Here is a 14,051-nt window from a genome sequence, read left to right on the forward strand (position 1 = left end):
GGCGGCGTACCGGGGTGTCGGAGCGGGTTCGGCTGGGGCGGGCGGCGGGGGGTCTGGCGGGTTGTGAGACGGCCGGGGTCGGCTGAAAGCCGGAGTCGGGACCGGGCCAGGGCCAGGGCCAGGGCCAGGGGAAGTCGACTCGCCCTGCGGGACGGCGAGCGAGGCGTCAAAGTGGGATCGCGGGAGCGGTCGTCCGGACCTCGTCGGCCGGAACGGCAGGGGGCCGCACATGCGCCGTCCGGTCGTCGTGCGCGGAGCGCGGTGGCGGCCCGCGGACGTCTCTGCGCGCTGTGAGGGCCGCCGTCGACCGGCCGGGCAAGGGGTGACGCGGTCACCCCGGCAGCACGGCGTGCAGGGCGGTCAGTGCATCCAGGAAGGGGGCGGCGCTCCAGCGGGGTGACTCCCACAGAGCCCTGTTCCTCCCGGAGGTCCCGGTCCGGGTGCCGTTGCCGGTGCCTGTGCCTGTGCCTGTGCCTGTGCCGAGGCCGGGATAGCGGTCCGCGACCGCCGCCAGCACGTCGCGGGCGAAGTCGGTGCCGGTGAAGCCGCGTTCGGCCGCCCACGCCGCCATCCGTACCGCCGTGGCGTCGTTGTTCGGGTCGCGTCGGGTCCGGGCGTCCGCGAAGTAGCGGGGCAGCGGGCCGTCGAAGAGGTGCCGCAGATAGTGGTCCACCCCGCGTTCGAGCCGGGCCAGCACGTCCATGCCGAGCAGCGTCGCGGCCTGGTCGAGGCGCAGCAGCACGTACCCGGTGTGGAAGCCGTCCACCCAGTCCAGGCGCGGCCCTGAGCCGTACGGCCAGGAACCGTCGGGGCGCTGGCCCGCCAGGCTCACCTCGACCGCTCGACGGGCCGCGTCGGCCAGCCGGCCCGCAAGGGCGGCGGGCAGGGGCGTGGTGCGGGCCAGACGGGCGGCGAGTGCGGCACCCATGAGGTTGGCGTTGTGGACCAGGACGCCACTGGTCGGGGTGTAGGTGAAGAACTCGCCGTTGTGCAGGTGTGCCAGCAGGCCGCGGGCGAGCGTCCGCGCGGCCTCGTCGCCGAGGGTCCCGGCGTCCAGGCAGCCGTCCGCGCAGAAGGTGGTGGCCACCAGGTTGGGGACCGAGGCCGGGTAGTGCGACCAGCGGGTCTGCACGTCGAACTCGTAGCGCCACAGCCCGGCGTAGCGCCCGGACAACTGCTCGGCCGCCGTCCACCGGCCCAGGCGCAGGGCACGTTCGCGCCACACCGGGGACGCGGAGAGCCGGGCGCAGGCACCGGCGGCGCAGCCGGTGGCCGTGGCGGTGCGCAGTGGGCGGATGCCGAGGGCCGGTCGCAGGTCGGCCGGGCTGCGTTTGACGGCTTGCAGGAGCGCCTGGCGCAGCACACGGTGCACGGCCAGCCGCCCCAGCGGTCCGGTGAGCCCGTCGTACGGATCGGGCCCCGCCCAGGTGCGGGCGTCGGCCCACTGGAAGAGCCGGTCGGCCAGGACGAGCACATCGGCAGCCGACCGGACGGGCTGGTCCGGCGCTACAGGGGCGGCGGGGGCGGTTCTCGACAGCATCGGCTCTCTTCCTCAGTACGCTCCGGTGCCCGCGATGACGGCCCGCACCGTCCGCAGCAGCACTCCGAGGTCCACCGACGGCGACCAGTTGTCCACGTATCCGAGGTCCAGGGCGATCGTCTCGTCCCACGACAGGTTCGAACGCCCACTGACCTGCCACAGGCCGGTGAGGCCCGGCTTGACGGCGAGCCTGCGCAGTTCGACCTCGTTGTAGCGGGCGACCTCGTCGGGCAGCGGCGGACGCGGGCCGACCAGGGACATGTCCCCGCGCACCACGTTGAACAGCTGCGGCAGTTCGTCCAGGGAGCAGCGGCGCAGCAGGCGGCCGACGCGGGTGATGCGCGGATCACGGCGGATCTTGAACATCCGGCCGTCCTGCTCGTTGGTGCCGGCCAACTGCTGCCGCAGCCGTTCGGCGTCGGCGACCATGGTGCGGAACTTCATCATGGTGAACGGCGCCCCGCCGCGTCCGACCCGGGTCTGCCGGTGCACGACGGGTCCCGGGGAGTCCAGGCGCACGACCAGGGCGACCGTCGCGAACACCGGGGCGAGCAGCACGATGAGCAGCGCAGCGCCCAGCCGGTCGGTCACCGACTTCACCACCGCGGCGAGCCCCCGCCGCAGCGGCGGGGTGACGTTCAGCATGGTGAGTCCGGCCACCGAGAAGACACCCACCCGGCGCCCGGACACCTCGGTCAGGCCCGGTACGACCACGAGCCGGCGGCCTGCGCCGTGCAGGGCCCAGGACAGCCGGCGCAGGCGCGTTCCGCTCAGGTGCGGTCCCGGTACGACGAGGACCGCGTCCACGCCCAGCTGCCGGGCCGCCTCCAGCACCGCGGCCGAGTCGGCCGTCATGCGCGGGGGTTCGCATCTGTCCAGGCGGGCGGCGACGGGGGCCAGCGACTGCGGGTCCTGCTCGCCGATCGGACACACGCCGACGACGACGAACTCGTGCTCGGTCCGCCGCGCGAGGTGGCCGACCAGGCCGTCGACGGCGTCCGCCTCACCGATCACCAGGGCCCGGCGCACGGCCCGGCCGTCGCGACGCCGGGCGACCAGATGCCGGCAGATCAGCGTGTGCACGACCACGCTCGTCGGCGCGCAGGGCATCAGGGCGGTGAGCGCGAGGAGAAACGGGGAGTCCTCGCCCGTCGCCGCCCGTACCACCGCGAGCATGCCGACCATGACCAGCCAGTCGTGCAGCGCGGGGCCCAGGACGGCGCCCTCACCGAGACGGCCCTCGGCGTAACGGTCCCGCGCGGCGCGCACGAACAGCCAGGCCACCGCCGCCACCACCGCGAGGGTCACGGCCTTCGCACTGTCGGTCGGCGCGAAGGCCAGGTACGCCGGCACGAGGGCGCCGACCGCGTCACCGAGGACGGCGGCCGGCGCGTACCAGAGGGGTTTGCAGGTGCGGCGGCCGGCGGCCGGTGGCTGTTTGTCGACGCCCCGGGTCCACGGCTGCCGTGGACCCGGTAGCTGGGGCAGGGTGTCCCCGAACAGCCACATGCGCCCTCCAAGTGCGATTAAAGGGTCTGATCGAGTCTGTACGGCGTTCCGGGCCGAGCCGGGTGTGACGCTGCGCCGGGGGGGACTGTCACCCGATAGGACGCTGTGCGGTGCCGCTCGTTCGGGTGCCGCATGCGCTGCCCGGTTTCAGCGTGGCCCGCAGAGGTGTCACCAGGGGCTGGCGCAGCAGGACCGGCCTGCCGTCCGCGTGCGGTTCCCACAGGTGCAGGACCAGCGTGCGGCGGGCGCCCGCGGGCAGTTCCAGATCGAGCGTGTACACGGAGTGGCCGCGTTCGGTGCCGGATGCCACGAGAGCGGTGCGGTCGTCCACGGTGGCGCCGACGAGGTCGGCGCCGACCCCGGCGTAGTACGACACCAGCAGCCGGTTGTCGCCCGGCCGGGTGCGGTAGGGCGGGTGGTCCTCACGCAGGGTGACGTAGCCGGGCAGGCCGGCGGACAGGGCCCGGTTAGTGAGGGTCGCCGTCACGGTGACCGCGCGCCCGCCGCCGGCGCAGCCGTTCGCCTCCCAGACCAGGCTCCGGTCCAGGTAGTAGTCCAGCTTCGAGCCCGCCGCGTTGTTCACCACCAGTCCCGCGAAGGGTCCGGGGGCGCTGGGGAGTGTGCCCGAGTATGGGCGCGTCTCCAGGAGCCGCTGTTCTGGCGGGTGGGCGCTCCACAGCTTCAGCCGGCCGTCGCGCTGGGCCTCGTGGACGGCGGCGAACAGGGCGGGCAGTCGGCGGGTGTCGGCGTACGCGGCGAGCAGGGGCGCGGCGACGGCGCGTGCCGTGTCGACGAAGAAGGCCTTGCGCCGGGTGACGTCGTCGTAGCGTGCGTAGCTGGCCCGCTCGGTGAGGTCCAGGATGTTGTCGGCGGTGAGTTCGGTGCCGTCGGCCATGCGGGCGGGGCCGGTGACCCGCAGGAAACGGGCCAGTGCGGTCGGGTCGAGGGCGATCGCTCCGTCCACGCGGTCGCCGGTGTGGTTGCGCCACGCCGCAGCCCAGATACGGGCCGCGTCGGGGAAGTGCGGGCTGAGGTTGGAATTGGCCCACACGCGGGTGGGAGCGCTGCCGGCGTAGCGGTCCGCGAACTCGGCGCCCAGATCGATGTCCGCCTGGGCCGCCGCCATCTCGGTGTTGTTGCCGAACCGCTCGAACGACATATGGCCCCGGTCGGTCCGCAGCACCGCGAAGGCCCCGGCGACCCCTCCGGTGCCGCGCGCCTCGGCGGTGTTCTGGAACGCGAGGAAGTAGCGGCGTTCCCCCTGGTCGCCCAGCAGGGACGGCAGGACCCGGGCCGCCACGGAGGCGTCGGCCATCGCCGGGGTGAGACGGTCGAGCTGCCGCACGAGGTCGGCCCGGGCCCGGTCGGCCGCCGGCAGCCAGGTGGACGGGGGCAGCCCGTGCACGTCGGCCTGTACCCGGGTGGCGACGGCTGCCGCCCGGACGACGTCCGGCGCGTGTTTGCGCAAGGACAGCAGCGCCCTCGACATCCCGTCGCCGCCGCCCGGTGCCGGCAGGGCGCGCATCAGGGGGGACAGGACGCCGGCGGACAGGCGGTCCGCCGCGGACGCGGCGCCGCGCACGGTCCGCAGCGGGCCGCCGACGAAGGGCAGCCGGGCGGCGCAGTACCAGGCCGGGCCCGTGGTGAGCCGGTGGGCCCGCGCGGCGTGGGCCGCCGCGGACCCCACCGCACGCTGCTGTTCCCCGGCCGTGCCGGGTGCCGGCGCGGTGGTCACGGTCCGCCGCAGCGCATCGAGGTCCCGCTGGGCAGCGAGCAGTTCCGTGCGGGCGAACAGTCCGGTGACCGCGATCCAGGCGGCGCCGGCCAGTGCGAGCGCCGCGACGGCGGGCAGGGCGTACCTGAGCGCACGGCGAAGGACGGGCGCCCGGTCGAGGCGGCGGCCCGTCCCCGGCAAGCGGGCGGCGCCCCGGCCGAAGCCGGGACGCCCGGGTGCCGTACCGGTGTCCCGGTCCGTCATGAACTGCGGCGGCGGCGCACGGCGAGCAGCGTGCCACCGCCCGCCGCGATCAGCCCCGCCGGAGCCCCGCCCAGTGCCAGAGCCTTCCCACCGCCCGTGTTCGTGAGGCCCGCATGCTCGGGCTGCTTGTTGACGGACGACGTGTTGACGGGTCCGGCCAGGGCTGCCCGGCTGTTCGCGGGCAGCACCTTGATGCCGACGGCCAACTTCCGATGGGGATACCGGGCGATCAGTTCGAAGGTGTGGGACCCCGGTTGGGTGCGCCGCGGGATGGTCACCGTGCCGGTGACGTCTCCGCGGTTGTCCGCTCTGAAGGTGCCCAGCACGACGGCGAACGACTTCAGGTCCGCCTCGACACGCTGCCGGGGAGTGAAGCCCGTGCCGCGGAAACGCAGTCGGTCTCCGGCGTGCACGGTGGTGGCGCTGAGCGTCAGGCAATGGGGCGGCGGCGGGTACGGCGGCGGGTACGGCCCCCCGGACTGCGCGTGGGCGGTCTGCGCCCCTGCCAGTGAGGCGGCGACGAGCACGGCAGCCGATGCCAGCGCGCCTCGCCATCCGGGCGATCTCGTCATGTTCACTCTCCTCCACTCGGTTCGGGCCAGGCGGTCGGCCGTCATCGAGATCTGGATACAAGGAAAAAGTTGGATATACGCATTCCCTCACCGCGACGCGGCCAGGAAGTCCCCGGATGGGGTAGCGGTTGTCCTCAACGATGGCCCCGCATGAGGGTGGCTCCCCCGCTCGGTGCGCGCGAGTCCCTATGGTCGGCTGCGTCCACAGGGAACAGAACATCCCAATCCGGGCGGTTCCCTCGGTTCGATGAGGGGTGCAGCTTGGATCTCCACAGCTTCCTGAAGGCTCTCGCGCGTCGCTGGCCGACCGTCGCCGTCTGCCTGGCTCTCGCGGTCGGGACGGCGCTCGCCGTGACGAGTTTGAGTACCTCCGTCTACGAGGCCAGAACCCAGCTCTTCGTCGCGACCCGTACCGGGCAGGACACCGCCCAGCTGAGCCTGGGTCAGAGCTTTTCGCAGGCGCGGGTGCATTCGTACGCCGAGATCGTGACGACCCGGCAGGTGACCGTGCCCGTGGTGAAGGAGCTGGGACTGCGCACCACGCCGGAGGAGCTGGCATCCCGGATCACCGCCCAGGCCCCCCTCAACACTGTGCTCATCGACATCACCGTCCGGGACACCTCGTCCCGGCGTGCGGCGCGGATCGCCAATGTCGTGGCGGAGCGGTTCAGTGCGGTCGTCGAGCGGCTGGAGACGCCCAAGCACGTGCCCGGCTCCGAAGGCAAGAGCGGGACCGACGAGCAGACCTCCCCCGTCTCCCTGCGTGTCACGCAGGAAGCCGTCGCCCCCGTCGGGCCGGTCTCGCCCCGGCCGCTGCTGAACCTGGCCGCGGGTGTGCTCGCCGGCCTGCTGCTCGGCGCCGGCGTCGTCGCGTTGCGCGAGACGCTGGACACCACGCTCAAGACGGTGGAGGCGCTGAGCGAGTTCACCGAACTGCCGGGGCTGGCCGCCATCCCGTACGACAAGAACGCCCCCAAGCAGCCGCTCGTCGCCGCCAACGGGCACTCCCGGCGTGCCGAGGCCTTCCGCAAGCTGCGCACCAACCTGCAGTTCTCGCAGGTCGACGACCCGCCGCGGATCATCGTGGTGACGAGTTCGGTGCCGGGTGAGGGCAAGACCAACACCGCGGTGAACCTCGCCCTCTCGCTGGCCGAGGCGGGTGTCTCCACCTGCCTGGTGGACGCCGACCTGCGCCGGCCGTGCGTGGCCCCGGCCTTCGGTCTGGTCCGGGACGCCGGCCTGACCACCGTGCTCATCGGGCAGGCCCGGATCGCCGACGTGATGCAGGAGGTCGCGGGCGGGCTGTCGGTGCTGGCCAGCGGCGCGGTACCGCCGAACCCCACCGAGCTGCTCGCCTCGGCGCGCATGGCCGAGGTGCTGAAGGAGCTGGCGGACCTGCACGAGGTGGTGATCGTGGACACCGCGCCGCTGCTGCCGGTCGCCGACACCGTGGGACTCGCCTCGCTCGCCCAGGGCGCGCTGCTCGTCGTCCGTGCCGCCAGGACCAGGCGGGACCAGGTGCGCGCCGCCACGGAGTCGCTGGAGCGGGTGGGCGTGCGCGTCCTCGGCACCGTCTTCAACATGGCGCCGGTCTCCAAGGGCGGCCGGTACGGCTACCGGAGCTACGGTGAGCTGCCCGCTCCCCGGACATCGGTTCCCCGTGGCGAGGCGGCCTCGCCAGCCGGGACGGGTGGAGTCGGCGGGGTCCACGAGGGGTGATCCGGGTCCTGTTCGTCTGCACCGGCAACGTGCACCGTTCGGCGCTCGCCGAGCGGCTGCTGGCCGCCCGGTTGCCGCGTGGCTCGGCCGTACAGCCGGAGAGCGCCGGTACGCAGGCGTGGCCCCGTCCGGGCATGGAGCACTCCACCCGGGCGGTGTTGGAGCGGCTGGGGGGCGACGGCTCCGGCTTCGTCTCGCGCCCGCTCACCGCCGAGCTCGTCCTGGGATCGGCGCTGGTGCTCGGGCTCGCCGGTGAGCACCGCGAGGCTGCCGTACGGCTCGCGCCGTCGGCGATGCGACGCTGCTTCACCCTGAAGGAGTTCGTGCGGCTCGCCGGCGGGGACGGGCGGCGGCCGGACAGCGTCGGCGACTTCGCCGCCGTGGTCGCATCCGCCGCCGCCCGCCGGGGGCACGCGGTGCCGGTCCCGCCGGAGGCGGATGACGTCGCGGACCCCTTGGGGAGGCCCTCCGCAGCGCTGGACGGGTGCGGTCGCGAGATCGACGAGGCCGTACGAAGTCTCGTACGATTGCACGAAGCCTCAGTAACGACGCAGGCCAGAGCACCCCTACGCTTAAAGATGGATAGGACTTGAGCCGGTTGCCCACTGAGCTGCTCGTCCGTCCAGAACGAGTCCCATATGGCCCCTGCGCGTTCCGTTCGAAGCCCCTGACGAGCCAAGACGCAGACAAACCGATCCGTACTGCAGCGGCAGCGCAGGGCGTTTCGAACGCCGTGTCGGGCCGAGCCGACCGGGTCAGGCTCGCTCGGTGATCAACAGCGGCGTCCACGTCGTCAGCGCACGGCCGGACTGCGTGAAGGTCGCTCCGCTGTCGTCTATGCAGAGTCGGATCACCCACGCACTGCTCGCGGGTATCCGCACCAACGGCCGCAAGCGAGGCTCTCCTCTCGCCGGAAGCCGCCCATCGGCGAGATCGCCGAAGAACTCGTCCTCAGCGTCCTAACCGTACGCACCCGCAACCAGCGCGCAATAGCCGAACTCGGCGCCCGCGACCGCGCCCAACTCGTCGTCATCGCCTGCCAGAACGGCCTGGTAGGGCTTGAATGACGGTGCGCCAGACGTCTGGGGCAAGACCGGCCCAAGAACCCCCTGGACCACTCCCGACCGCAGAAATCAGACCGCCACGAGCCGGACCCGATCGCCGCAGAGCTTGACCATGTCGTCGATATCGGAGGTCAACATGACCACCGGGCGGTGCTGTCGCAGCGCGGCCTCGGCGACCGCCGCATCGAGCACGGTGAGGGCATCCCCGCAGCCCGGGCCGCGGGGCGCCTGCTGCCCGGCCTGGTCCTGGACCTCGACGCCACGCTGATCACATGCCACTCCGAGAAAGCGCAGGCCGCACCCACCTATAAGGGCGGTTTCGGCTTCCACCCGCTGCTGTGCTTCCTGGCCAACACCGGCGAGGCACTGTCCGGCCGGCTGCGGCCCGGCAACGCCGGCGCCAACACCGCCATCGACCACATCACCGTGCTCGACCAGGCACTCGCCCAGATCCCCGACGCCCACCGACACGGCACCGACATCCTCGTCCGCACCGACAGCGCCGGATCCGCAAAAGCCTTCCTCGCCCACATTCGCGACCTGCGCAAACGAGGCATCCTCACCTGCTTCTCGGTCGGATACGCCATCACCGAGCCGCTCCGCCGCGCCATTCGGGCCATGCCCGACCGGCTCTGGCATCCCGCCCTGAACCAGGACGGAACGCTGCGTGATGGCGCCGAGGTCGCCGAGCTGACAGGCATGATCGACCTGACCGGCTATCCTAACGGCACCCGCGTCATCGTGCGCCGGGAGCGGCCGCACCCCGGAGCCCAGCTGTCCCTGTTCGACCAGGACGAGGGCCGGCGTCATCAGGTGTTCCTCACCGACACCCCCTACTCCGGTGGCGGCTCCGCCCAGTTCCTGGAAGTCCGCCACCGCGGCCATGCATGCGTCGAGGACCACACCCGGTGCGGCAAGACCACCGGCTTCGGCCGCTTCCCCTCCCGCGACTTCCACATCAACGCCGCCCGGCTCGAACTCAGCCTCACGGCGATCGACCTGCTGGCCTGGACGCGCGTCCTGCTGCTGGACGGCGAACTCGCGGCTGCCGAGCCGAAGAAGCTCCGCTACCGGCTGCTGCACGTCGCCGCACGCCTCACCCGCGGCGGCCGCCGTCTGCGCTTGCGGATATCAGCCACCTGGCCCTGGAGAAACGAACTCGCCGCGGCCTTCCACCGCCTCGCCGCGCTGCCCCGCCCGGCCGGCTGACCGGCAATATCACCTGACCGCCCGCGACTCGAAGGACCTTGAGAACCCGACCACCGCGCCGGGACTCCACCATGCCCGAGCACCGAAAACGCCTCGCCCACCCGACAGCAGACGATCAGCGACGTCTCATCACACCAACCGAAACGGGGAGGCTAGAGGCTCGAGCGCCGAACCCGGACCGGGGAAGGCAGTCTCTTCGTAACGTGGATGCCGGCACGCTGATGCCGCACGTGAGGGCCGGGGAGAGCACGGACACGGGAGTGAAGGCATGGCGGACGAAACTGGCGTCGGTGTCTATCCGGGGCTGGATGTCGGCAAGGGCGAACACCACGCCACCGCCGTCAACCTCGCGGGGAAGAAGGTGTTCGACAAGCCGCTGCCCAACAACGAGCCGAAGCTGCGGGAGCTCTTCGACAAACTCCGGGCCAAGCACGGAACGGTGCTGGTCGTCGTTGACCAGCCGGCTTCCATCGGGGCTCTGCCGCTGGCAGTCGCCCGGGATGCGGGCTGCCAGGTCGCTTATCTGCCCGGACTGACGATGCGGCGGATCGCCGATCTCTACCCTGGTGAGGCCAAGACCGACGCTCGTGACGCTTTCGTCATCCTGTTCGCAGACCGCGACCCCGGCCCGCCGGCCACGGCAGTCGTCAACAAGCTCGTCACAGCGGTCATCGCCGACGCCGTGCAACGACGACCGGCCTAGGAGAGGCACTACGCCGACCAGGCAGCGGCCGAACCAGTGAACCTGAAACCACGTCAACCCGCCCTGACCAGCTAGTCAGCCGCTCCCGCGCAGCGGGGGAACCTGACATCACAACAGATGTCCTGGCCTGCGCCAACGGCCACACGGGCTCCGCCCCGAATGTCGGGGCGGAGCCTCTGCGTGTGGGAAGGGGAATCCGCTCCGGGCGAGCTCGGGCGGCAGGAGAGCCGATCGGCCCGATCGTCGTCGACTACAACAGCTCACTGGCGGAGCGCGCCGTGCCGGAATGGCAGGCAACCCTGGACGCCCTCCAGGCTCTGCCCGAGATCGGCACCGAAGCGCCGGTCGGCTACGGCGGCTTGACGTTCACCGCTGCCGCCTTCGGCGGGGGCTTCGTGTACGAGGCCCTGGCCGGGGCGGCCGGCCGGATCACCATTCGGATCGAGTCCCTGCTCCTGTGGGACGACGAGGAAAACAACCGCCAATCCGGTCTCACATTGGTCGACGCCTGCGCCTCGAAGGAAAAGGTGTTGTACGCCTATCCGGGCAGGCATAACCAGGTTCCCCGATTCGAGGTCGACAACTCGGCCCGGTTCTTCGTCCGCATCTCGGCAGGGTCGGCACGTCACAGGCCTGACCTGACGGCGGTTCGGAGTCCGGCTTCGGTCCGGTCGCCGATACCGCTGCCACATCTCGACAGAGCGTCCGAGCACAAGGAACCGGGCCATTCCGCGCCGCGCCTGTCAGGGACACGGACTGTCCTCTCGGCCAAGGACATAGGGGCGCCCCCCGCCTTCCGCTCTTTCCTCCTTCCCGCACCGGGCGGCCCATGTGATTCACTCCCGCGCCCGGTGGCGACCGAAATTCCAGACCCCCCACGGAAACCATGCGGTTTCCGTGACGCAGCGAAAGCGGAAAGTAGTGAATAAGGTTAACGTGGCGTCAACCGTTGAGTGATCGTCGGTCCGATCCGCGCTGGCCGTTGCCGCGGAGAGGGCTGCCATGGCCGAAAAGAGAATGCTCATGCACTTCGTTTCCCGCCGTACTCGCCTCAGCAGGGCCGTCGTAGCGGCGTGCGGGCTTTCGGCGTTGCTCGCCGCCTCCGTGACGGCCGGCTCCGGTGCTGCTGCCGCCGAGCCGCGTCCCTCTGGGGACAACCCCTCCGACGGGGGCGCGGTCATCACACTCAAGACCGTCAAGGTCGGCGCGCCCGGTAATCCTTCGGTGGGCATTGTCCCGTTCAAGGACGCCCTGTACCGCTCGTGCGCCGAAGCTCCCACCCCGAGCAAGTGCCTGAGAGTCGGCGGCGTGCGCTATCGCTACGAGATCGGGCAGCTCGAAGTCACCGTGAAGCAGTGGGTGGCGTTCCTGAATACGGCCGATCCCGAGGGACGCAACCGCCTCGGTCTCTATGACGAGACCGAGAGCTCGTCGGCATGGCCGAGGTACGGCCAAATCAACTTCTCCGGCAGCGCCGACAGGGGCAGCCACTACTCGGTGGCCTTTCCGGAGTGGGCGGACAAGCCGTACGGCTTCGCAAACTTCCTGAGGGCGGCACGCTTCGTCAACTCGCTCTACAACGGCCGACTGATCTCCAAGAAGTCCAGTAGCAACGGCCGCTTCAACTATGTCACCTATCAGGTCGAACTGTCGACGCGGACCGAGCGCGGAATGTACGACTTGGCCCGGCCGAATACGACCCGAGCCCACAGCTCGGGCTTCGTCCTGCCGAGTCAGGATGAATGGATCAAGGCGGCCTACTACGACCCGCGCGGCGGAGGCACCTACTCCTATTGGAAGTACCCGACCAACCCGGGAGTCTTCGGCGACGGAGACGCGACCGCCCCCAACCCCACCACCCTCAACCCGGCCACCGGCGACGTCACCAACGCGGCGACCCAGCCACTGGCCTCGTACCACGCGAGCGGAAAGCCGGCTCCGAGCTGGTGCCCGGGACAACTGCAGCCCGAAGCCTGCTCCACCGTCAACCCATTGGGACTTGACCCCAGCACCTACGCCAAGGTCTACCAGGGCAGCCTCAGCACGGTCGGCGGGGCGAGGACCACCTCGCCGTGGGGCACTCTCGACCAGGGTGGCAATGCGGTCGAGTGGACCGACACGATCACGGCGCCCCCCTCCGGACAGAGCTCCCTGCGGGTGTGGCGGCGGCTCCACGGCGGAATCTCCAATGCACCGGCCTTCCAGATGTGGCCCTCCGCCGTCGGGCTGCAGCCGCAGGACAACGTGTTCTACAACCACACCTATCCGTGGCTGGGCATCCGGATCGGGAGTGTTCAATGATCGGCGGATCCGATGATCAAGGAGACGCCTGATGATGAGCGACACCACCATCGAGCAGATACCGGCCGGTGAGTCGGCAACGAAGGCTGCGACGGCTGCCAGTGACGAGCAGTCGGTCGCGATGCTCGTGGACCGGGCCCGTAGCGAGGGTCTGCAGCTGACCGGCGAGGGCGGACTGCTGCAACAGCTGACCAAGCGGGTCAGGGAGTCCGCCCTAGAGGGCGAGATCACCGATCACCTCGGATACGAGAAGTACGACGCCGAGGGCCGGGGCAGCGGCAACTCCCGCAACGGCACCAGGGCGAAGACGGTGCTGACGGACGTCGGGCCGGTGGACGTGAAGGTGCCCCGGGGACGTGGCGGGCACCTTCGAGCCGGTCATTGACAAGAAGCGTCAGCGGCGCCTGGCCGGCGTGGACGAAATGGTGTTGTCGTTGTCCGCGAAGGGGCTCACGCACGGGGAGATCTCCGCACACCTGGCTGAGGTCTATGGCGCGAGTGTGTCCAAAGCGACCATCTCCACGATCACGGACAAGGTGGTGGACGGGATGGCGGAGTGGTCCAACCGCCCGCTGGACCGCGTCGAGGACGCGTTCGGTCAGCTGGCCGGTGCGGCTGTGCTTGATCGGTGACGGCGGCCTCGGTGAGCCAGTCCGCCGCAGTCCGCCGCAGTCCGTCGCAGTCAGCTGGTCGACGAGGTGCTGGAGCTCGTGCCGGTCACCGGCTTGCCCTCGCTCGTATACGGAAGGAAGCACCCACCGCCGCGAGACCCCGAACACCCCAGCCGCCTGCCCGTACGCGCGCACCGTCCCAGACTCCAACGCGGCCACCACCCGCAGCCCCACCCCAGCCGGCCTCAGCCGACGCACATCCTCGACCGCGGTCACACCTCACCAGCGACCGGACAACCCGACAGTCCCGGCTCGATACTTCAGCAGTCCGTGACGACCGATCTCCTTTTCACACTACACACCAGTATCGTGAAATGACATATGGAGACTGAATGGATGAACCCTGCCGCCACGGCTACTGTAAATTGGTTGTCTTGGTTTGGCGGCTGCTATAAATGCAATCTCCAGGCGGGAGCAATCCGCCTGCAGCGCATGAGGAAAGGAAATCGCATGTCTGCCGTTAACTTTGAGGAGATCAACAACCTCGCGGGCGAACTGCTGCCCGAGCGGGCCGTGCTCTCCGCCTTTGGCGGTGGCGGCTACGGCGGCGGCGACGGCGACGTGACCGTCGTGTCGACCTGCACGACCCAGAGCACCTCTCCGGCGCTCGTCGCCGGCCTGCCGGTCGGCTCGCAGCAGATCACCCAGATCTGCACCCCGTCGACGGTGACCCACTGAGGTAACCCCTTGGTGACAGGCGTTCACCATCGGTCGGGGAAGGGCTGACGCTTTCGTCAGCGCTTCCCCGACCTTCGTATGGAGCCCAGCGACGTGTGCTTCTGCCG

The 14,051-nt window shown here is 70.8% G+C and carries 9 protein-coding genes and 5 pseudogenes; 9 read left to right on the plus strand and 5 right to left on the minus strand.

Annotation, left to right across the window (positions count from 1 at the left end; translation table 11 throughout):
- Nucleotides 1-331: 331 nt before the first annotated feature.
- From ACFWA7_RS17135 to ACFWA7_RS17150, 4 genes are all read right to left on the minus strand, one after another.
- Entirely contained in the window at nucleotides 332-1,540 is a 1,209-nt protein-coding gene (locus ACFWA7_RS17135; RefSeq protein ID WP_385823656.1) for a hypothetical protein, read from the minus strand.
- 12 nt (nucleotides 1,541-1,552) lie between these two features.
- Nucleotides 1,553-3,049: a sugar transferase gene (locus ACFWA7_RS17140; RefSeq protein ID WP_385534521.1), complete on the minus strand. Its 1,497-nt coding sequence runs from the start codon at nucleotides 3,047-3,049 to the stop codon at nucleotides 1,553-1,555.
- An 88-nt stretch (nucleotides 3,050-3,137) separates the two neighbouring features.
- On the minus strand, nucleotides 3,138-5,027 hold the full coding sequence (locus tag ACFWA7_RS17145) for a DUF4012 domain-containing protein (protein WP_385534523.1): 1,890 nt from the start codon (nucleotides 5,025-5,027) through the stop codon (nucleotides 3,138-3,140).
- Nucleotides 5,024-5,599, minus strand: coding sequence for a hypothetical protein (locus ACFWA7_RS17150; protein ID WP_385823658.1), 576 nt, complete (start codon nucleotides 5,597-5,599; stop codon nucleotides 5,024-5,026). Before ACFWA7_RS17150 ends, ACFWA7_RS17145 begins: the two co-directional genes overlap by 4 nt.
- 261 nt (nucleotides 5,600-5,860) lie before the next feature.
- Between ACFWA7_RS17150 and ACFWA7_RS17155 the strand changes: the two genes are divergently transcribed.
- From ACFWA7_RS17155 to ACFWA7_RS17165, 3 genes and pseudogenes are all read left to right on the plus strand, one after another.
- A complete protein-coding gene (locus ACFWA7_RS17155; RefSeq protein WP_385534527.1) occupies nucleotides 5,861-7,318 on the plus strand; it encodes a polysaccharide biosynthesis tyrosine autokinase in 1,458 nt (485 codons plus the stop codon).
- Nucleotides 7,315-7,911 (plus strand): low molecular weight phosphatase family protein, encoded by a 597-nt coding sequence (locus ACFWA7_RS17160; protein WP_385534529.1) that lies wholly within the window; start codon nucleotides 7,315-7,317, stop codon nucleotides 7,909-7,911. The genes ACFWA7_RS17155 and ACFWA7_RS17160 overlap by 4 nt, the downstream gene beginning before the upstream one ends.
- A 336-nt stretch (nucleotides 7,912-8,247) precedes the next feature.
- Nucleotides 8,248-8,385: pseudogene (locus ACFWA7_RS17165) on the plus strand (DNA-binding response regulator); the annotation flags it as partial.
- 66 nt (nucleotides 8,386-8,451) lie between these two features.
- On the opposite strand, the pseudogene ACFWA7_RS17170 reads toward ACFWA7_RS17165, so the two are convergent.
- Nucleotides 8,452-8,571: pseudogene (locus ACFWA7_RS17170) on the minus strand (DNA-binding protein); the annotation flags it as partial.
- Here ACFWA7_RS17170 and ACFWA7_RS17175 point away from each other — a divergent pair.
- From ACFWA7_RS17175 to ACFWA7_RS17200, 6 genes and pseudogenes are all read left to right on the plus strand, one after another.
- Nucleotides 8,572-9,591 (plus strand): annotated as a pseudogene (locus tag ACFWA7_RS17175) (IS1380 family transposase); the annotation flags it as partial.
- A 268-nt stretch (nucleotides 9,592-9,859) separates the two neighbouring features.
- A pseudogene (locus ACFWA7_RS17180) lies at nucleotides 9,860-10,210 on the plus strand (IS110 family transposase); the annotation flags it as partial.
- Between the two features lie 266 nt (nucleotides 10,211-10,476).
- A complete protein-coding gene (locus ACFWA7_RS17185) occupies nucleotides 10,477-11,223 on the plus strand; it encodes a hypothetical protein (RefSeq protein WP_385823660.1) in 747 nt (248 codons plus the stop codon).
- 94 nt (nucleotides 11,224-11,317) lie between these two features.
- Nucleotides 11,318-12,595, plus strand: coding sequence for a hypothetical protein (locus ACFWA7_RS17190; RefSeq protein WP_385823662.1), 1,278 nt, complete (start codon nucleotides 11,318-11,320; stop codon nucleotides 12,593-12,595).
- Nucleotides 12,596-12,629: 34 nt separating this feature from the next.
- A pseudogene (locus tag ACFWA7_RS17195) lies at nucleotides 12,630-13,179 on the plus strand (transposase); the annotation flags it as partial.
- 537 nt (nucleotides 13,180-13,716) lie between these two features.
- Complete coding sequence (locus tag ACFWA7_RS17200) at nucleotides 13,717-13,944, plus strand: hypothetical protein (protein ID WP_385823663.1); 228 nt, start codon at nucleotides 13,717-13,719, stop codon at nucleotides 13,942-13,944.
- Nucleotides 13,945-14,051 lie beyond the last annotated feature (107 nt).

The organism is Streptomyces sp. NPDC059994, assembly GCF_042737755.1.
GTDB lineage: Bacteria > Actinomycetota > Actinomycetes > Streptomycetales > Streptomycetaceae > Streptomyces.

Bases quoted from the DNA above. Each gene is read 5' to 3' on its own strand.
- ACFWA7_RS17150 (WP_385823658.1), bottom strand. From the start codon at position 5,599: ATGACGAGATCGCCCGGATGGCGAGGCGCGCTGGCATCGGCTGCCGTG.
- ACFWA7_RS17190 (WP_385823662.1), top strand. From the start codon at position 11,318: ATGCACTTCGTTTCCCGCCGTACTCGCCTCAGCAGGGCCGTCGTAGCG.
- ACFWA7_RS17140 (WP_385534521.1), bottom strand. From the start codon at position 3,049: ATGTGGCTGTTCGGGGACACCCTGCCCCAGCTACCGGGTCCACGGCAG.
- ACFWA7_RS17135 (WP_385823656.1), bottom strand. From the start codon at position 1,540: ATGCTGTCGAGAACCGCCCCCGCCGCCCCTGTAGCGCCGGACCAGCCC.
- ACFWA7_RS17200 (WP_385823663.1), top strand. From the start codon at position 13,717: ATGTCTGCCGTTAACTTTGAGGAGATCAACAACCTCGCGGGCGAACTG.
- ACFWA7_RS17145 (WP_385534523.1), bottom strand. From the start codon at position 5,027: ATGACGGACCGGGACACCGGTACGGCACCCGGGCGTCCCGGCTTCGGC.